Source organism: Paraburkholderia sp. Ac-20347, from assembly GCF_017104805.1.
Taxonomy (GTDB): Bacteria; Pseudomonadota; Gammaproteobacteria; order Burkholderiales; family Burkholderiaceae; genus Paraburkholderia; species Paraburkholderia tropica.
The window spans coordinates 21160-39713 of record NZ_JAAGPN010000056.1; the positions used below are offsets into that span (position 1 = coordinate 21160).

Below are 18554 nucleotides of genomic sequence, written 5' to 3' on the forward strand. Positions count from 1 at the left end.
ATGAATCGAGTTGAGCACAACACCACGCGCAGGTTCGGGCGTTTGCAAATGAACGTTGCGCAGTGTCGCCAGTTTAGACGCGAATTTATGATCGTGCTCACTCCGAGCGCGAGCAATCATGCACACGCTAACTGAATGCTTTCAGCGATATTCAGGGAGCCTGCAAGCGATGCGCGCAGGCCGGCCGGGACGCGCTCGCATTGAGCGGACGGCTTGAAGGGAGTGAAGAGATGTGAGGCGCGGATCGTCGCGGCTTGTGCTGTGCGCAACGATCCGGCAGAAGAACGATGATCGTTGCAAGCGCAACGATCATCGCGAGCGAAAAAACGCGAACTTGCCCTAGCGCCTAGTGCTTTGCGCTGGCGCGATGCTCGCGCGCGCCCATGCCGGGCAGACGCTTGATAAAACCCGTGGCGAGCGCCGTGCCGCAGAGAATCGCGACGCACGCCTCGACCATGCCGATCGACACGTGCTCGCCGAGAAACAGCGCGCCCCACAGAATGCCGAACACCGGAATCACGAACGTGACGGTGATCGTGCGCGCCGGACCGATCGCCGCGATCAGGCGGAAGAACAGCAGATACGCGACGCCCGTGCAGGCGACGCCGAGGCCGAGCGTCGCGCCCCACGCGTGCATCGACACGGCCGCATGCGGCCAGGTGGCAATCGCGAACGGCGTGAGGATGAGCGTGGCCGCCGTCATCGTGCCGGCGGCCACCGTGAGCGGATCGACGCCCGTGAGGTGGCGCTTCGTGTAGCTCGCCGCCACGCCATAGAGCGCTGACGCGGTCAGCGCCGCGCCCGCCGCGAGCAGCGTCGAGGTCGTGCTCGCGCCATCGCCCGCATGCGTCGCGATCTGATCCCAGACCAGCGCGAGCACGCCCAGGAAACCGATCACGAGGCCGGCCACGCGCAAACCGCTCAAGCGATCCTTCAGCCAGAAGTACGCGACGATCGCGCCGAACAGCGGCGTGGTCGCGTTGATCACCGACGTCACGCCCGCGGAGAGCGTCAGCTCGGCCCATGCAAACAGGCAGAACGGCGCCGCCGAATTGAAGAAGCCGACCACCAGCAGCGGCCAGGCGCGCTCGCGCAACGCGCCGAGCGCCTCGCGCGGCGAACGTCGCGAGAACAGCACGAGCAGCAGAAACAGCGCGCCGATCCCCACGCGCAGCGCCATCAGCGGCGCCACGCCGAGATCCGTCACGCCGACGCGGATAAAGAGAAACGAGCCGCCCCACAATGCGGCGAGAAAGACGAGCTGGGCGAGTTCGATCGGATTCATGGATGAGGCGATGTCGATGATGTGCGGTTGCGCTGCGACCAGGCGTCGCGCGCGATGCGCTAATCGTAAGGGGCCGGGCACGTCCCTCATAGCGAATCATTCTCACCGATATGTGAGAAAAATTAACAGCCGAATCTTGCGCACATCATTTGCTCACATCACTCGCGCACATCGTCATCGCGAAAACCGCGCGCCAAAAGAAAAAGGACCTACGGTTTTCACCGTAAGTCCTTTTTCAAACTTCCTGGTCGGGGCGAGAGGATTTGAACCTCCGACCACCTGCACCCCATGCAGGTACGCTACCAGGCTGCGCTACGCCCCGAGAGCTAGAGAGTATAACAGACCCTTTTCCCAATTAGAACTGTCTGTCGTGCAATTCGTCGGAAAAGACGCTGCGGGAAAACTCACCGCTGTTCATGTCCATTCATCGCCCAAGCACATCGAGCACATGCAGCAAGGCCTTGCGCAACTGATCGACGTCAACGCTCGCCATGTTGCCTTCACTCACCGGCACTTCATTGGCTTCGGGTTCGCCGCTCGCGGCGCCATGCGAATCGAGACGGTTGCGCGCGCCGTTGATCGTGAAGCCCTGTTCATAGAGCAATTCGCGAATGCGGCGAATCAGCAAGACTTCGTGATGCTGGTAGTAGCGGCGATTGCCGCGCCGCTTCACCGGCTTCAACTGCGTGAACTCCTGCTCCCAATATCGCAGCACATGGGGCTTCACGCCGCAGAGCTCGCTCACTTCGCCGATCGTGAAGTAGCGCTTGGCGGGAATCGGAGGCAAGACGACCTTTTCGATTGTCGATGTCATCGCCGGGTTGCCGTCGTGGTGGTTGCGCAAATTGGCGTCGCCGCCAGGGTCCGTAGTATCCAGTCACGCCCGCCGCTGTGCCACCCGTGCGGGCGCGCGCGGGATGACCCGCGCATGCATTGATCTCGCTTAACGCGGGAAGCTTGCCTCGGCGCCGCTCTCGACCAGCGCCTTGAGCTTCTGGCTCGCGTGGAACGTGACGACGCGGCGTGCCGCGATAGGAATCGCCTCGCCCGTTTTCGGGTTGCGGCCAGGACGCTGCGGCTTGTCGCGCAGCTGGAAATTGCCGAAGCCCGAGAGCTTCACGCTGTCGCCGCCTTCGAGCGCGTCGCGAATCACTTCGAAGAACGCTTCGACCATGTCCTTCGCTTCGCGCTTGTTGAGTCCGACGTTGTCGAACAGCAGCTCCGCGAGTTCGGCCTTGGTCAGCGTGGGCGTGTCGTTCGTGGCGCTTGCCGACGAGGCAGGAATGTCGCGAATCATGGCGCTACGCTGTGCCGCAAGAAGGGCTTCGAAATCACTCGAGTTCATTTCGTTCATCTATCTTTGAAATGGCGCGCTTCCGGTTGCGATGACACTGCAGACCGGAAGCGATTGTCGGTACGTGATGAGCCGTGAGCTTATCCGCGCAACCGGGCGCCAAACACTCGAGCCAGGCGATCCACCAGGGACTTGATGGCCGCGTCGACCGTCTCGTCCTGAAGAGTTCCGCCAGTATCTTGCAGGGTCACCCGGAAGGCAAGGCTTTTCTCGTCCGCGCCAAGTCCGGAAGTGTTTGATTTTGCACGAAATTCATCGAACAGCGCAACCCTCTGCACAATCCGTGCGGGCTCGTCCTGCATGCCCTTGCGGAACTCGTCCAGCAGTGCTTGCACCTCGATCTTTTGATCCACGACAAGTGCGATATCGCGTCGCACCGGCGGGAACTTCGAGACTTCGGTCGGTGCGGGCAGCTCGCGCGCCATCAGCGCATCGGCTTCCACTTCGAAGAGGATCGGTGCGTGCGGCAGGTCGTACTTCTGCATCCAGCGCGGATGCAACTCGCCGATCCAGCCCACGGCGCGACCGTCGACTTCCACGCGCGCGCTGCGTCCCGGATGCAGCGCCGGATGCTCGGCCTTCACGAAACGCGGCGTTTTCGTGGCGCCAAGGCCCGCGAACAGCGCTTCGAGATCGCCCTTCATGTCGAAGAAATCAACGCCGCGCGCTTGCGCGCCCCACTGCTCTTCGAGCGCCGGACCATACGCGAGCGCGCCGATCATCTTCGGTTGCGCGAAGCCTTCGACCGTCATTTCGCTGGCCTTGATCGACGCATCGCTCAGGAACACGCGGCCCGCCTCGAACACGCGCACGCGATCCGCGCGGCGGTTGAGGTTGTGGCGCAGCACGTTGATGAGGCTGCCGAACAGCGTCGTGCGCATGACCGAGAGCTGGCTCGCGATCGGGTTCAGCAGCTTCACGGGCTTGTCGTTACCGGCGAAATCGAGTTCCCACTCGGCATCGACGAAGCTGAAGTTGATCGTTTCCGCGTAGTCGCGCGCGGCGAGCGCGTGACGGATCGCGTGAATCGAACGACGCGTTTCGTGGGTCGCGCGCATTTCGCTGCGCGCCACCGGCGGCAGCGCCGGAATCTTTTCGACGCCGTAGATACGCGCGACTTCTTCGATCAGATCTTCTTCGATCTCGATGTCGAAACGGTACGGCGGCGGCGTGACGCTGAACGACTCGTCGCCCGCGGCGTCGACGCTGCGCTGGAACGTGAGGCCCAGACGCGTGAAGATCTGCGCGATTTCATCGGCGCCAATCTTCACGCCGATGATGCGGTTCGCGCGCGCGACACGCATCGTCACGGCCGCGCGCTGCGGCACGTTCACGGTTTGATCGTCGACCGGACCGGCTTCGCCGCCGCAGATGTCGAGGATCAGTTGAGTGATGCGTTCGATGTGCTCGACGGTCGTCGACCAGTCCACGCCGCGCTCGAAACGATGGCCCGCATCGGTCGAGAAGTTGTAGCGGCGCGAGCGGCCACGAATGGCATCCGGCCACCAGAAAGCGGCTTCCAGATAGATGTTTTTCGTGTCGAGCGTGACCGCCGTGCTGTCGCCGCCCATGATGCCCGCGAGGCTTTCGATCTCGCGTTCGTCGGCGATCACGCCGACGGTTTCATCGACTTCGACCGTGTTGCCGTTGAGCAGCTTGAGCGACTCGCCCTTCTTGCCCCAGCGCACGTCCATCGAGCCGTGGATCTTGTCGAGATCGAACACGTGCGACGGGCGGCCGAGTTCGAGCATCACGTAGTTCGAGATGTCGACGAGCGCCGAGATGCTGCGCTGGCCCGAACGCTCGAGGCGCGCGACCATCCATGCGGGCGTCTGCGCGCGCGCATTCACGCCGCGAATCACGCGACCCGAGAAGCGGCCGCACAGATCGGGCGCCGAGATCTTCACGGGCAGCGTTTCGTTGAGTTTGACTTCGACCTTCGGATACACGGGCGCTTGCAGCGGCGCGCCGGTGATCGCGGCGGTTTCGCGCGCGACGCCATACACCGAGAGGCAATCGGCCTTGTTCGGCGTGAGCTTGATTTCGAAGATGGTGTCGTCGAGATTGAGCGCTTCGCGGATGTCCTGGCCGATCGGCGTGGCTTCCGGCAGGATCATCAGGCCGCTGTGGTCTTCCGAGAGCTTGAGCTCGCGCGCCGAGCACAACATGCCCTGGCTTTCCACGCCGCGCAGCTTCGAGAGCTTGATCGCGAACGGCTTGCCGCCTTCTTCGGCGGGCGGCAGTTCCGCGCCGACGAGCGCCACGGGCACCTTGATGCCGGGCGCCACGTTGGGCGCGCCACAGACGATCTGCAGCGTCGCGCCGGTGCCGGCGTCGACCTGACAGACGTTGAGCTTGTCCGCGTCCGGGTGCTTCACGACTTCGAGCACGCGACCCACGACGATCTTCGTGGTGGGCGGCGCGGCCGGGCTCAGGCCTTCGACTTCAAGGCCCGCCATCGTGAGCGCGTGGGCGAGTTCATCGGTCGTGAGCTTCGGATCGACAAAGCTTCTCAGCCAGGATTCGGGAAATAGCATGGGGTTTTACGTTCCAGACAGATTGTGACCACTGCGAAGCGGGTTCTCGCGCACCTTTTGCGGTGCCGCGTCCGCTTCGCGCGCTGCTAATGCGTGCTTCTGCGTGCTTGCGCGTACTCAGGCGAACTGGCGCAGGAAGCGCAGATCGCCTTCAAAGAACAGACGCAGATCCTGCACGCCGTAACGCAGCATCGTCAGGCGTTCGAGGCCGCTGCCGAACGCGAAGCCGATGTAGCGCTCCGGGTCGAGACCCATGTTGCGGATCACGGTCGGATGCACCTGGCCAGAGCCCGAAATTTCGAGCCACTTGCCCGCGTTCTTGCCGTGCTCGAACATCATGTCGATTTCCGCCGACGGCTCGGTGAACGGGAAGTACGACGGGCGGAAACGCACCTGAATGTCGTCACGCTCGAAGAACTTCTTGAGGAAGTCGCTGTAGACGCCCTTCAGGTCCGCGAAGCTGATGTTCTCTTCGATCCACAGGCCTTCGACCTGGTTGAACATCGGCGAGTGCGTGGCGTCGCTGTCCACGCGATACGTGCGGCCCGGCACGATCACCTTGATCGGCGGCGTGTGCGTGCGCGCATAGCGCACCTGCATCGGGCTCGTGTGCGTGCGCAGCAGCAGCTGACGGCCATCGGCGTCCTTGCCGTCCACGTAGAACGTGTCCTGCATCGAACGCGCCGGATGGTTTTCCGGGCTGTTGAGCGACGTGAAGTTGTACCAGTCGGTCTCGATCTCGGGACCGTCGGCCACATCGAAGCCGATCGAGCCGAAGATCTGCTCGACGCGTTCCCACGTCTGCATGACCGGATGCAGGCTGCCCGTGCCGGTGCCGCGGCCCGGCAGCGTGACGTCGATCGCCTCGGCGGCGAGACGCTGGTTGAGCAGCGCGTCGGCGAGCGCCTGGCGGCGGGCGTTGAGCGCCGCCTCGACCTGCTGCTTGACGGCGTTGATGCGCGCGCCTTCGGTCTTGCGCGTTTCCGGGTCGAGCTTGCCGAGGCCCTTGAGCAGTTCGGTCAGCGCGCCCGACTTGCCGAGAAAGCGAGCCTTTTCGTTTTCAAGCGTGTTGACGTCGGGGGCGGAAGCGAAGGCGCGTTGCGCGTCGGCGACAATCTGGTCCAGATCCATTGATCCCATCTTTTCAGCGTCAGTGTTTGAGACTTGGAGCAGCGTGGCACGTTGCCGTCCGCCATGATGACCCACGCGAACGACGACATGACGACACTGCCAGAAGCGGCGCCGTACCCGGCACTTGAACAGCACGTAAAGCACAGCACTTGAAGCGCGCAGGAAGCGCTTCACCAACAAAAACGGGGCTCGGTGAGGAGCCCCGTTTTTGTTGCAGCATCACCGAAACGACCGGACGCTGCTGCAACGAACCTGCGCAATACCCGACTTAGGCAGCGACGGCGGCCTTCACCTGCTTGACGATCGCAGCAAATGCAGCCTTGTCGAACACAGCCATGTCAGCCAGGACCTTACGGTCGAGTTCGATCGAAGCCTTCTTCAGGCCGTTGATGAACACGCTGTAGGTCATGTCGTGCTGACGCACCGCTGCATTGATACGCGTGATCCACAGTGCGCGGAACACACGCTTCTTGTTGCGGCGATCGCGATAGGCGTACTGGCCTGCGCGCATGACCGCCTGCTTGGCGATGCGATAGACGTTATTGCGACGGCCGCGGTAACCCTTGGCCAGGTTGATGATCTTCTTGTGGCGGGCCCGTGCGGTAACCCCACGTTTGACTCGAGGCATGAGTAGCTCCTTTGAGTTGTCGGTTGAGGATTACGCGAACGGCAGCATTGCGCGCACGGACTTCAGATCGGAATCATGAACGGCCGTTGCACCACGCAGATGACGCTTGTTCTTGGTGGTCTTCTTGGTCAGGATGTGACGCTTGAAGGCTTGACCGCGCTTGACGGTACCACCCGGACGAACCACGAAGCGCTTTGCGGCGCTCTTCTTGGTCTTCATCTTGGGCATGAAAAACTCCATTTATTTGATGGACATGGGTGTGCGGCTGGCTCCCACGCGCGCTTCGAATATTTCGAACACCTCGCGTTTCGCCCTTATACCGCCCTTCGAAACCCACTCCACTTGTTTTGGCAGCTGGCCGGCTTTTAACAAACAAGCTCGCCGCCGCTTTCAGGAAAAACGCCCGTTTACCGCACTTTCGCGCGGCGCGCGGGCGCCATTCCGGAACCTGCTTCCCGTGCTTCACGCCACATGGCGCGCTGCACGTCCTACCAAACTCTTCGGGCCGCCGCGCTCTGCCGTAACACCACCGACACGCGGCAACACCTTACTTCTTCTTCTTCGGCGAGAGCACCATGATCATCTGGCGCCCTTCCATCTTCGGCATCTGCTCGACCTGGCCGACTTCTTCGAGGTCCGTGCGCAGACGCTCGAGCACGCGCATGCCGATTTCCTGGTGGGCCATTTCGCGGCCGCGGAAACGCAACGTGATCTTCGTCTTGTCGCCGTCTTCGAGGAAGCGGACGAGATTGCGCAGCTTGACGTTGTAATCGCCGTCATCGGTACCCGGACGGAATTTGACTTCCTTGACCTGGATAACCTTCTGCTTGAGCTTGGCCTCGTGTTGCTTTTTCGCCTCCTGGTATTTGAACTTGCCGTAGTCCATCAGGCGGCACACGGGGGGCACGGCCTGCGGGGCAATTTCAACCAGATCGACGTCCTGTTGTTCCGACATACGGAACGCTTCGGCCAGCTTTACGATGCCGAGCGGCTCGTTGTCGACTCCGACGAGACGCACCTCGGGTGCAGAGATTTCACCGTTGATGCGATGCGACTTATCCGTAGCGATGTTACGTTTCCTCTAAAAATTGAAAAAAACGAGCCGCGCTGCCAGGTGGCTCACTTGAACGACTTGACGTCCTGCGCCAGACGTTCAGCGAATGCGTCGACAGGCATGACACCCAGGTCGACACCGCCACGGGCACGCACGGCTACCGTTTGTGCTTCACGCTCTTTGTCGCCGACAACCAGGAGGTACGGGACCTTCTCAAGCGTGTGCTCGCGTATTTTATAGCTAATTTTCTCATTGCGCAAATCCGCCTGCACTCTAACCCCTTGTTTTTGCAACGATTGGGCTAGATTTGCTGCATATTCGGCCTGACTTTCCGCGATATTCATCACAACGACCTGCATTGGAGCCAGCCAGGACGGCATTGCACCAGCATGGTGCTCGATCAAAATACCGAGGAAACGCTCCATCGAACCGAGGATGGCGCGGTGCAACATGATCGGGCGACGGCGGCTGTTGTCTTCCGCCACGTACTCGGCGCCGAGGCGCTCCGGCAGCACCATGTCGAGCTGCAGCGTGCCGCACTGCCACGAACGGCCGAGCGCATCCTTGATGTGGTACTCGACCTTCGGACCGTAGAACGCGCCCTCGCCCGGCAGCTCTTCCCACGTCAGACCGCACGCCGTCAGCGCTTCACGCAGACCTTGTTCGGCGCGATCCCAGATTTCATCCGTGCCCGCGCGCGACTCGGGGCGCAGCGACAGCTTGATGTCGATGTGATCGAACCCGAAATCCTTGTAGACGCTCATCGCGAGCGTGTTGAAGGCGATCGACTCGGCGATGATCTGGTCTTCCGTACAGAAAATGTGCGCGTCGTCCTGGACGAAGCCGCGCACGCGCATCAGGCCGTGAAGCGCGCCCGACGCCTCGTTGCGGTGGCACGAACCGAATTCCGCGTAACGCAGCGGCAGATCGCGATACGAACGCAGACCATGGTTGAACACCTGAACGTGGCCCGGGCAGTTCATCGGCTTGATCGCGTAATCGCGCTTTTCCGATTCCGTCGTGAACATGTTTTCACGATAGTTCTGCCAGTGACCCGACGCTTCCCACAGCGAGCGGTCCATGATCATCGGCGTCTTGATTTCGTCGTAGCCCGCCACGCGCAGGCGGCCGCGCATGTACTGCTCGACCTGCTGCCAGAGCGTCCAGCCCTTCGGATGCCAGAACACCATGCCCGGCGACTCGTCCTGCATGTGGAACAGGTCGAGCTGCTTGCCGAGCTTGCGGTGATCGCGCTTTTCGGCCTCTTCGAGATTGTGAAGATAGAGTTCCTGATCTTCCTTCTTCGTCCAGGCCGTGCCGTAGATGCGCTGCAGCTGCTCGTTCTTCGCGTCGCCGCGCCAGTACGCGCCGGCAACCTTCATGAGCTTGAAGACCTTGAGCTTGCCCGTCGACGGGACGTGCGGGCCGCGGCACAGGTCGGTGAAACCGCCGTGCGAGTACAGCTTGATGTCCTGGTCGCCCGGGATCGACTCGATGATCTCGGCCTTGTACTTCTCGCCGATGCTCTTGAAGTAGTCGACCGCGTCGTCGCGCGAGACGACGCGACGCGTCACCTGCTCGTCCTTTTTCGCGAGTTCCTGCATGCGCTTTTCGATCTTTTCCAGATCTTCGGGCGTGAAGGGACGGCTGTAGGCGAAGTCGTAGTAGAAACCGTTGTCGATCACCGGCCCGATCGTGACCTGCGCTTCCGGGAACAGCTCCTTGACCGCGTACGCCAGCAAGTGCGCCGTGGAGTGACGGATGATGTCGAGGCCGTCGGCATCCTTGTCGGTGACGATGGACAGCGATGCGTCGTGATCGATCAGCGTCGACGTGTCGACCAGTTCACCGTCGAGCTTGCCGCCGAGCGCCGCTTTGGCGAGGCCGGCGCCAATCGAAGCCGCCACTTCGGCGACCGTGACGGGATGATCGTACTGTCGAACCGAACCGTCGGGCAGACGTATCGCAACCATGTTTTTCTCCAGAAGTGCCTCGACGGCACATCGTATTCGTGGGAACAGACCCGCGCAAATCTCGCGGCGAAAAAAAATGCGGCCCCGCTTTCGAGGGGCCGCATTCACTTTTCAAACCAGATTGCAGGGCGAAAGAGGTCCTCGACTAGCGTCGCTCCGAAGTAGTTTCGGTAAACGTTCGCGATGTCATAACCGTATTCGCCTTGAGCGCAGAGCGCTTGTACTGCCTTGAAGCCCCGGCAACTACACCTGCCGCAACTTCGATTTCGTTGGTAGGCTCGATTGGACTCGAACCAACGACCCCCACCATGTCAAGGTGGTGCTCTAACCAGCTGAGCTACGAGCCTGAAGAAGCAAGACTATATAACGTTTTCACGGAGCTGGCAAGGGCTTTTTTGCGTTGCGGCATGAGCGGGCACGCTCGGGGCAATCGGTGAAAACCATTGATCAAATGCGGATCAACTCCCGGATCAACTACGCCGCGACGCCCGCACCACTCCCGCCACCTCGCCCAGCACGACGCAGGCACGCTGGATCTGCGCCGAATTCGACACCTCGACCGTGAACTGCATATAGGCAGCGTTACGGCGCGACTGCGTCTTCACGCCGATCACGTTCATCTTCTCGCGCGCGAACACTTCGGAGATATCGCGCAGCAAACCTTGCCGGTCGGTGGCCTCGATCGAGATATCGACCGGATAGACCGACTGGCCGCGCCCGCCCATCACGTCGGCGGACCACGTGGTTTGCAGCACGCGCTCGGGCGCACGACGCGCCATGCGGACGAACGTCGGGCAATCGCTGCGGTGAATCGACATGCCCTTGCCGCGCGTGACGAAACCGCTGATTTCGTCGGGCGGCGCGGGACGGCAGCAGCGCGCGAGCTGCGTGAGCAGTGCATCCACGCCCACGACCAGCACGCCCGACGATCCGCCGTGCGCGACGTTCGCGCCGCTTGCGCGCTTGGTGAGCTGTTCGGGCGTTTCCTCTTCGGGCTCCGCGACCGGCGCGTCGCTCAGCGCATGCTCGACGTGGCGCAGGCTGAACTCTTCCTTGCCGACCACGCTGAAGAATTCGTCGGTCGACTTGAAGCCGAGCTTCGCGGCGAGCTGATCGAGATTGACCGACGTGCGCCCTTCGCGCTGCAGCGTTTTTTCGACCATCGCGCGGCCATTCGCGATGTTTTCCTGCGCCTCGATCGCGTTGAACCACGCGCGCACCTTCTGACGCGCGCGGTTGCTGTGCAGATAGCCGAGTTGAGGATTGAGCCAGTCGCGCGACGGACCGCCCTCCTTCACCGACACGATCTCGACGGTCTGGCCGTTCTGCAACTGCGTGTTGAGCGGCACCATCGCTCCGTCGACGCGCGCGCCGCGGCAGCGATGACCCAGCTCGCTATGCAGGTGATAGGCGAAGTCGAGCGGCGTGGCGCCTTGCGGCAGCGCGATCACGCGCGCCTGAGGCGTCATCACGTAGATGTGATCGTCGTCGAGCGTGGCCTGGCGCAGTTCTTCCCACGGCTGGCGATCGTCGGAGACGTCGTCTTTCCACGCGAGCAGCTGACGCAGCCACGCGATCTTCTCGTCGTAGCTGCTGCTCGCGCTGAACTGGCCGCCATAGCCCTTCGTACCCGCTTCCTTGTAGCGCCAGTGCGCGGCCACGCCGTATTCCGCGAACTGATGCATTTCCTGAGTGCGGATCTGCACCTCGAACGCGCGCCCGTCGTCGCCGACCACGACGGTATGCAGCGAGCGATACCCATTGGGCTTCGGACGCGAGATGTAGTCGTCGAACTCGCGCGGCACCGGCTGCCAGAGGTTGTGCACGATGCCGAGCACCGTGTAGCAATCCTTGATGTCGCGCACGATCACGCGGAAGGCGCGCACATCGTAAAGCTCGGAGAAGTCGATCTCCTTGCCGCGCATCTTCTTCCAGATGCTGTAGATGTGTTTGGGCCGTCCGCTCACCTCGGCGTCGATATGCGCGACGGCCAGCTCGTGCTGCAGCCGGGCGATCGCCTCGGACACATAGCTTTCGCGCTCGACGCGCTTCTCGTCGAGCAGCTTGGCAATGCGCTTGTACGTGACCGGCTCCTTGAAGCGGAACGCAAGGTCTTCGAGTTCCCACTTGAGTTGCCAGATGCCGAGCCGGTTGGCGAGCGGCGCGTAGATTTCGAGCGTTTCGTGCGACACCTCGGGCGCGGGCTGGATCTTCGCCGCCGCGTAGTAGCGCAGCGATTGCAGCCGCGACGCGAGACGGATCAGCACCACGCGGATGTCCTGCGCGAACGCCAGCAGCATCTTGCGCAACGACTCGACCTGAGCGCGCCGCGCGGCCTGCGCGTCGCGGCTTTCGCGGCCCGATTCTGGCGCGGCGCTCTGCGCAGCCGCACGCTGGCTCAACGAACCGAGGCGCAGGAGCTTGCGCACATCGAAAGTCAGCTTGGCGACTTCGGCGCCGAAGCGCGCTTCTAGCATGCGCTCCGGGTCGTCGAGATGCGGCGCGAGGTTGAAGAGCGCCGCCGCCAGCACCGCCGGCGGATCGACGTTCAAGCGGCTGAGGATCGACGCCGTCCCCTGCGCGTGCTCGATCAGGGGTTCGCCCGTCGAGAGGCGCGCGTCGCCCGCGTGCTCGCGCACGAACGCGAGCGCGTCGTCGAGCGACGGCAGCGCGGCTTGCGCCGCAGAGCCGGCTTGATCGGCGGGGACGGTAGGGATGGTGTCGCTGCTCATGAGGCTGGACCCGCCGGCGTACCGAACGGGCTTATGACTACGGTAATACGGTCAATCGGACGATGCGAAACGCGAGGAATCGCCTGGCGAAGCGATCTTCGAAGCGAAGATCGCGGCGCGCGCTCAGTCGCGCTGCGCGGCCACCACGACGATTTCGATCAGGCATTCCGGATTGGCGAGCTTCGCTTCGACCGTCGCGCGCGGCGGCGTGGCGCCCTGCGGAACCCACTTGTCCCATTCGGCGTTCATGCCCGCGAAATCCTTCATGTCGGCGATATAGATCTGCACCGACAGCAGCAGCGTCTTGTCGCTGTTCGCTTCGCCCAGCAGACGGTCGATATGGCCCAGCACTTCGCGCGTCTGGCCAGCGATGTCCTGCTTCGTGTCCTCGGCGATCTGACCCGCGAGATAGACCGTACCGTTGTAAACAGCGGTTTCCGAAAGGCGCGGACCCACGTGGTGACGAATGACTGCCATGTAAATTCCTGTTGAAGTTGAACGTGCCGGGCGCGCCGGATCGGCTCCGGACCGCGCGCGGCTATCTCATATTATGACGCGCTGACCGGCTCCCCGGCGAAGAAACGGCGCGCGATCCCGATCTGGTCGGGCGAGAGGAAGGCCGGCGCATGGCCGACACCCGCGATTTCGACGCTCTCGACGTGCTGGCCCTTTTCGACCATTTTCACGACCGTTTCGCGCGACAGCAGATCCGACAGTTCACCGCGCACGCTCAGCACCGGCCCCTTGAACGCCGCCAGCGAGCGCCACAGGAACTGCTCGCCCTGCTCGTTCTGCTCGGGCGTCGCGCCCTTGAACGCCTCGGAAATACGCGGGTCGTAGCGATAGCGCCATCCACCGTCCACTTGGTGCAAGAGCGGCGTGTTGATCTCGCGCCACTCCTCGGCCGTGAGCGGTCCGAACGACGACGCCAGCAGCGCGGCGTTGTCAATCCCTTCCTGCAACGTCGCGAAACGCGAGTCGCGCCCGACATACTCGCCGATGCGTTCGAGCGACGCCGGTTCGATATGCGGACCGATGTCGTTCAGCAGCAGGCGGCCGATGGGCGCGTCGGGCAGGCCCGCGAGCGCCATGCCGATCAGACCGCCCATCGACGTGCCGAACCAGTCGACCTGTTCCACGCCCGTGCGCGCGATCAGCGTCACCATGTCGGCCACATACTGCGCGACGCCATAGCCGCGCGGATCGACGAGCCACGACGACAACCCGCGCCCCACCACGTCCGGGCACACGACGCGATACGTACCGCATAGCGCCGCCGCGAGGCGGTCGAAATCGCGACTGGAACGCGTAAGGCCGTGCACGCACACGAGCACACGCGGATTCGCGGGATCGCCCCACTCGGTGTACGCGACGCGGTGCAGCCCCGAGGGGCTGAGGCACTGAACGTACTGCTGACGCGGCACGGCTGACGATTCGGTCATCGCTGGGTCCTCGCTGGAAGTGCCCGAAGGCTCAGGACGAATTCTAAACGGCTTTGCGAGGCGGGATGGACGGGCGCGGCGAGTCGCGTCCCGGCTTGCGGCCTCTCGTGCACGGACGGACGCCCCATCCGGCGGCGCGTCCCCGGCCTGACGCACATGCCGAACGGCCTATGCCATCCGGACGAGGTTTCAGACACGCGCAAACGCGCAAGAATGGAATCGTCCAAAACGAAAACGGGCGAGACCGAAGTCCCGCCCGCCACTGTCATGCAATGTCCCGCCGAGAAAACCGCGCCGCGATCAGCCCACCGCGCTCACGTCGAGCGGCGCGCCGGTCTTGGTCTTGATCTCGTCCACCGTCACGCCCGGGGCGAGTTCGGTCACTTTCAGACCGGCGTCAGTCACCTCGATCACGCCGAGGTCGGTAATGATGATGTCGACCACGCCCACGCCCGTGAGCGGCAGCGTGCATGCTTCGAGAATCTTGTGCTGGTCGCCCTTGGCCACGTGCTCCATCAGCACGACCACGCGCTTGACGCCCGCCACGAGGTCCATCGCGCCGCCCATGCCCTTGATCATCTTGCCGGGGATCATCCAGTTGGCCAGGTCGCCCTTCTCGCTCACCTGCATGGCGCCGAGGATCGCGAGATTGATGTGGCCGCCGCGAATCATCGCGAACGAGTCGGCCGACGAGAAAATCGACGAGCCGGCCAGCGTCGTGACCGTCTGCTTGCCAGCGTTGATCATGTCGGCGTCCACCTGATCTTCGGTCGGGAACGGGCCGATGCCGAGCAGGCCGTTTTCCGATTGCAGCCACACTTCCACGCCTTCCGGCACGTGATTGGCCACGAGCGTCGGCAGGCCGATGCCGAGGTTCACGTAGAAGCCGTCCTGCAATTCCTTCGCCGCGCGCGCGGCCATTTCGTCACGATTCCATGCCATGATCCGTCTCCCTCCTCAGGCGCTCGCCGCGGCGCGCACGGTGCGTTGTTCGATGCGTTTTTCGGGGCTCGCGTTGAGCACGAGGCGCTGCACGAAGATGCCCGGCGTGTGGATCGCGTCCGGATCGAGTTCGCCGTTCTCGACAATCTCTTCCACTTCCACGACCGTGATCTTGCCTGCCATCGCGCACATCGGGTTGAAGTTGCGCGCCGTGCGGCGATAGATGAGGTTGCCCGACTTGTCGGCCTTCCAGGCCTTCACGAGCGCGACGTCCGCCGTCAGCGAATGTTCGAGCACGTAGTGGTTCTCGCCGAACTGGCGCGTTTCCTTGCCCTCGGCGATCAGCGTGCCGTAGCCCGTGTTCGTGAAGAAAGCGGGAATGCCCGCGCCGCCCGCGCGCAGCTTTTCGGCAAGCGTGCCTTGGGGTGTGAATTCGAGTTCGAGTTCGCCCGACAGATACTGGCGCTCGAATTCCTTGTTCTCGCCCACGTACGACGAGATCATCTTCTTGATCTGGCGCGTTTCCAGCAGCAGACCCAGGCCGAAGCCATCGACGCCCGCATTGTTGCTGATGCAGGTAATGCCCTTCACGCCCGAATCGCGCAGCGCGCCGATCAGCGCCTCGGGAATGCCGCACAGCCCGAAGCCGCCGACCGCGAACGTCTGGCCGTCCTTGACGATGCCTTCGAGCGCGGCAGCCGCGCTTCCATAGACCTTGTTCATCAGTGTGTCCCTTCCTCGAATGGAAATTCGTCGCTACGTTTTGCGTTGATTCTGTTCGTTCTGCCCGGCACGCGGGCGCACTGCGCGCCCGGATGCCCCATTCTAGTCATCCGCGAGTGGCGTTGCCGTGAATCCGACAGCCTTGCCACCCGGCCCTCCGATGGTTGTGAAGCGTACGCTGGGCGGGCGTTGCGGCACAATACGCAAAACTACATAAAGCCATTCCCGTATCGCACGCCATGCCCGAACCTGCCACGTCCACCTCCGCAGCCCCCGCCGCGATCGATTACCGGACCGCGTTTCACCTCGCGCCCATCGGGCTCGTGCTCGCGCGCGAGCGCATCATCGAAGACTGCAACGAGGCGCTTTGCGCGATCTTTCGCTGTCCGCGCGCGGCGCTCGTCGGCCAGTCGTTTCTGGTGCTGTATCCGTCGGCGGACGAGTTCGAGCGCATCGGCGAGCGCATCCCGCCCATCATGACCGCGCAAGGCAGCTATGCCGACGACCGCATCATGAAGCGCGCCAATGGCGAATTGTTCTGGTGCCACGTCACGGGCCGCTCGCTCGACCGGCAGGCGCCGCACGCGGCCGGGGTCTGGACGTTCGAGGATTTGAGCGCCACGCGCCGCGTCGCCGTCGAGCTCACGCCGCGCGAGCGCGAAATCGCGGCGCAACTGGTCACGGGCAAGACGAGCAAGCAGATCGGGAGAATTCTCGACATCAGCTCGCGCACGGTGGACGTTTATCGCGCGCGGCTGATGCGCAAGTACGATACCGGCAACGCCACGGAACTGCTGCAACGGCTGCTCGGGCATTGAGCGAAGGAGAAAGCGGCGGGCGCAGGAAACGCGCCCGCGCAGCGGAACGTCTAACCCAACGTGTCAGCGCGCCTTGACGAGCGGCGCGTTCTCGATGGTGGCACGCAGGTGATCGGGAATCGGCACCGACTTGCCCGCTTCGTAGTCGATCCACACGCAGCGTGCGTTGCCGCGCGCGTAGACCGTGTCGGGCTCGTCCACGCGGCGCAGTTCGAAACCGGTGTCGAAGCTGCTGCGTCCCGGCTGGCCCACGGTCATCGTGCAGACGATGTCGCCGGGATAGTGGAGCTGCTTAAGGAATTCCATCGAGGCGTTCACGATGACCGGCCCCTGACGGTTGCCGCCCTCGCGGCTCTCGCCGGCGACGCCGAGCTGTTCGAACCAGGAAATCCGCACCTGTTCCATGTAGCGGAAGTAGACCGTGTTGTTCACATGGCCGAAAGCATCCATGTCGCCCCAGCGGATCGGCATGGTCATTTCAAATACGGGGTGGTAATCGCTCATTGCACTTCGACTTCGGGTTACGCAAAAACGCGAGTGTACGATCCGCGACGCATCAGCGCAGCGACATCGCCACCCGCGCGGAAAACGGGAAAGCGCTCAGGTCAGGCCGAAGCCGTCGTCGGCGGTAATGATCGAGCCGTTCATGAACGCGGACTCGTCGGCTGCGAGCAGCAGCAGCAAGCCGTCGAGGTCGGCGGGCGTGCCCACGCGATGGCGCGGCAGCATCGAAATCAACTTTTGCCCCTGCTCCGTCGACCAGTGATGATGGTTGATTTCGGTGTCGATATAACCGGGACAGATCGCATTGACGTTGATGCCGTGACGCCCCCATTCGAGTGCCATCGACTTCGTCATGTGCACGACGGCGGCCTTGCTGATGGAATACAGGCCGATTTGCGGCAGCACGCTCAGCCCCGCCACCGAAGCAATGTTGATGATGCGGTACGCCGGTTTCGAACCGCCGCCGTTGCCGCGCATGATCATGCGTTTGGCGACTTCCTGCGCCACGAAAAAGGCGCCGCGCGTGTTGGTGTCGAACACGTACTCGAAGTCGGCGGGCGTGACGTCGACGAGTTTCTGCGTGGTGGAAACGCCCGAGTTGTTGACGAGGATGTCGATGGTTCCGGCTTCGGTTTCCGCGTGCGCGACCGCCGATCGAATGCTCTGGTAGTCCGTCACATCGAGCGAAACCACGTGGGCGGCCCCGCCGTCGGCTTCGATTTCCGCGCGCAGTTCCTTGAGCCGCTCCACCCTGCGGCTCGCCAGCACGACTTTCGCCCCTGCCTGCGAGAGCACCTGCGCGAAGCGCTTGCCGAGTCCGCTCGACGCGCCGGTGATCATCGCCACCTTGCCTTCCAGATTGATCGAACGGCCCATTTTCGCTTCCTGTTCAGGGATGAATAAGTGCCGGAATGCCGCTGCGGCAGCGAGCCGGGCATTCTGGCATAAAATAGAACGGTCGTGCTAATGTAGGCTGATTGGGTTGCGGCTCGCGGAGCGTTCCCCGACAATACGAACCCGAAAAAAGCATTCTAATGGCAAGAGGAGCTTTAATGACCCCCGCAAGTCTTTTGGAGCAATACGGCCCACGCGAGTCGATGGAATACGACGTCGTGGTCGTCGGCGGCGGCCCGGCCGGGCTGTCCGCTGCTATCCGCCTGAAGCAGCTCGCAGCGGAAAAAGGCGTCGAAATCGGCGTATGCGTCCTGGAGAAAGGCTCGGAAATCGGGGCGCATATCCTCTCCGGCGCGGTCATGGATCCGCGCGCAATCGACGAACTCTTTCCCGACTGGAAAGCGCAAGGCGCGCCGCTGGACGTGCCCGTGACCGAGGACAAGTTCCTTTTTCTTTCCGAAACCGGGGCTAAGGCTGTGCCGAACTGGGCGCTGCCGGACAACTTCAAGAATCACGGCAATTACGTCATCAGCCTCG

Annotated in this window: 18 protein-coding genes and 2 tRNA genes; 2 read left to right on the forward strand and 18 right to left on the reverse strand. The window is 63.0% G+C overall.

From position 1 onward, the window contains the following. Positions 1–346: 346 nt before the first annotated feature. The 16 genes from G3N97_RS13520 to G3N97_RS13595 form a co-directional block, all read right to left on the reverse strand. Positions 347–1285 carry a DMT family transporter gene (locus G3N97_RS13520; protein WP_205993673.1) on the reverse strand — a complete coding sequence of 313 codons (939 nt, stop codon included), beginning with the start codon at positions 1283–1285 and terminating at the stop codon, positions 347–349. Positions 1286–1530: 245 nt separating this feature from the next. Beyond that, positions 1531–1607: transfer RNA gene (locus G3N97_RS13525), tRNA-Pro, on the reverse strand. A gap of 102 nt (positions 1608–1709) precedes the next feature. Next, positions 1710–2099, reverse strand: coding sequence for a MerR family transcriptional regulator (locus G3N97_RS13530; RefSeq protein ID WP_205993674.1), 390 nt, complete (start codon positions 2097–2099; stop codon positions 1710–1712). 129 nt (positions 2100–2228) lie between these two features. Continuing rightward, on the reverse strand, positions 2229–2639 hold the full coding sequence (locus tag G3N97_RS13535; protein ID WP_065060340.1) for an integration host factor subunit alpha: 411 nt from the start codon (positions 2637–2639) through the stop codon (positions 2229–2231). Positions 2640–2719: 80 nt separating this feature from the next. Further along, the gene (pheT, locus tag G3N97_RS13540) at positions 2720–5176 is read right to left on the reverse strand and encodes a phenylalanine--tRNA ligase subunit beta (protein WP_205993675.1); all 2457 of its coding nucleotides are present in this window, start codon (positions 5174–5176) and stop codon (positions 2720–2722) included. Positions 5177–5293: 117 nt separating this feature from the next. Further along, positions 5294–6307 (reverse strand): phenylalanine--tRNA ligase subunit alpha, encoded by a 1014-nt coding sequence (pheS, locus tag G3N97_RS13545; RefSeq protein WP_205993676.1) that lies wholly within the window; start codon positions 6305–6307, stop codon positions 5294–5296. 268 nt (positions 6308–6575) lie between these two features. Beyond that, the gene (gene rplT, locus G3N97_RS13550) at positions 6576–6935 is read right to left on the reverse strand and encodes a 50S ribosomal protein L20 (RefSeq protein WP_004192938.1); all 360 of its coding nucleotides are present in this window, start codon (positions 6933–6935) and stop codon (positions 6576–6578) included. Positions 6936–6965: 30 nt separating this feature from the next. After that, on the reverse strand, positions 6966–7163 hold the full coding sequence (gene rpmI / locus G3N97_RS13555; protein ID WP_027793434.1) for a 50S ribosomal protein L35: 198 nt from the start codon (positions 7161–7163) through the stop codon (positions 6966–6968). 319 nt (positions 7164–7482) lie between these two features. Then, positions 7483–8004, reverse strand: a complete 522-nt coding sequence (gene infC, locus G3N97_RS13560) for a translation initiation factor IF-3 (protein WP_074987823.1) — start codon at positions 8002–8004, stop codon at positions 7483–7485. 50 nt (positions 8005–8054) lie between these two features. Next, positions 8055–9962: a threonine--tRNA ligase gene (gene thrS, locus G3N97_RS13565; protein WP_205993677.1), complete on the reverse strand. Its 1908-nt coding sequence runs from the start codon at positions 9960–9962 to the stop codon at positions 8055–8057. A 270-nt stretch (positions 9963–10232) separates the two neighbouring features. Further along, positions 10233–10309, reverse strand: a tRNA-Val gene (locus G3N97_RS13570). A 123-nt stretch (positions 10310–10432) separates the two neighbouring features. Next, positions 10433–12694 (reverse strand): bifunctional (p)ppGpp synthetase/guanosine-3',5'-bis(diphosphate) 3'-pyrophosphohydrolase, encoded by a 2262-nt coding sequence (locus G3N97_RS13575; RefSeq protein ID WP_205993678.1) that lies wholly within the window; start codon positions 12692–12694, stop codon positions 10433–10435. 123 nt (positions 12695–12817) lie between these two features. Beyond that, the gene (locus tag G3N97_RS13580) at positions 12818–13171 is read right to left on the reverse strand and encodes a RidA family protein (protein WP_065060346.1); all 354 of its coding nucleotides are present in this window, start codon (positions 13169–13171) and stop codon (positions 12818–12820) included. Between the two features lie 71 nt (positions 13172–13242). Beyond that, on the reverse strand, positions 13243–14136 hold the full coding sequence (locus tag G3N97_RS13585) for an alpha/beta hydrolase (protein WP_205993679.1): 894 nt from the start codon (positions 14134–14136) through the stop codon (positions 13243–13245). A gap of 300 nt (positions 14137–14436) precedes the next feature. Further along, positions 14437–15078 carry a CoA transferase subunit B gene (locus tag G3N97_RS13590; RefSeq protein WP_205993680.1) on the reverse strand — a complete coding sequence of 214 codons (642 nt, stop codon included), beginning with the start codon at positions 15076–15078 and terminating at the stop codon, positions 14437–14439. A 15-nt stretch (positions 15079–15093) separates the two neighbouring features. After that, entirely contained in the window at positions 15094–15801 is a 708-nt protein-coding gene (locus G3N97_RS13595; protein ID WP_065060349.1) for a CoA transferase subunit A, read from the reverse strand. A 239-nt stretch (positions 15802–16040) separates the two neighbouring features. Here G3N97_RS13595 and G3N97_RS13600 point away from each other — a divergent pair, with 239 nt between their 5' ends. Continuing rightward, positions 16041–16619, forward strand: coding sequence for a LuxR C-terminal-related transcriptional regulator (locus G3N97_RS13600; RefSeq protein WP_205993681.1), 579 nt, complete (start codon positions 16041–16043; stop codon positions 16617–16619). Positions 16620–16682: 63 nt separating this feature from the next. Here G3N97_RS13600 and G3N97_RS13605 read toward each other — a convergent pair whose 3' ends face one another. Continuing rightward, a complete protein-coding gene (locus tag G3N97_RS13605; RefSeq protein WP_205993682.1) occupies positions 16683–17123 on the reverse strand; it encodes a thioesterase family protein in 441 nt (146 codons plus the stop codon). A 96-nt stretch (positions 17124–17219) separates the two neighbouring features. Then, a complete protein-coding gene (locus G3N97_RS13610; RefSeq protein WP_110328228.1) occupies positions 17220–17999 on the reverse strand; it encodes an SDR family oxidoreductase in 780 nt (259 codons plus the stop codon). 176 nt (positions 18000–18175) lie between these two features. On the opposite strand from G3N97_RS13610, the gene G3N97_RS13615 reads away from it, so the two are divergent. Next, on the forward strand, positions 18176–18554 hold a 379-nt coding region (locus tag G3N97_RS13615; protein ID WP_205993684.1), incomplete at its 3' end, for an NAD(P)-binding protein.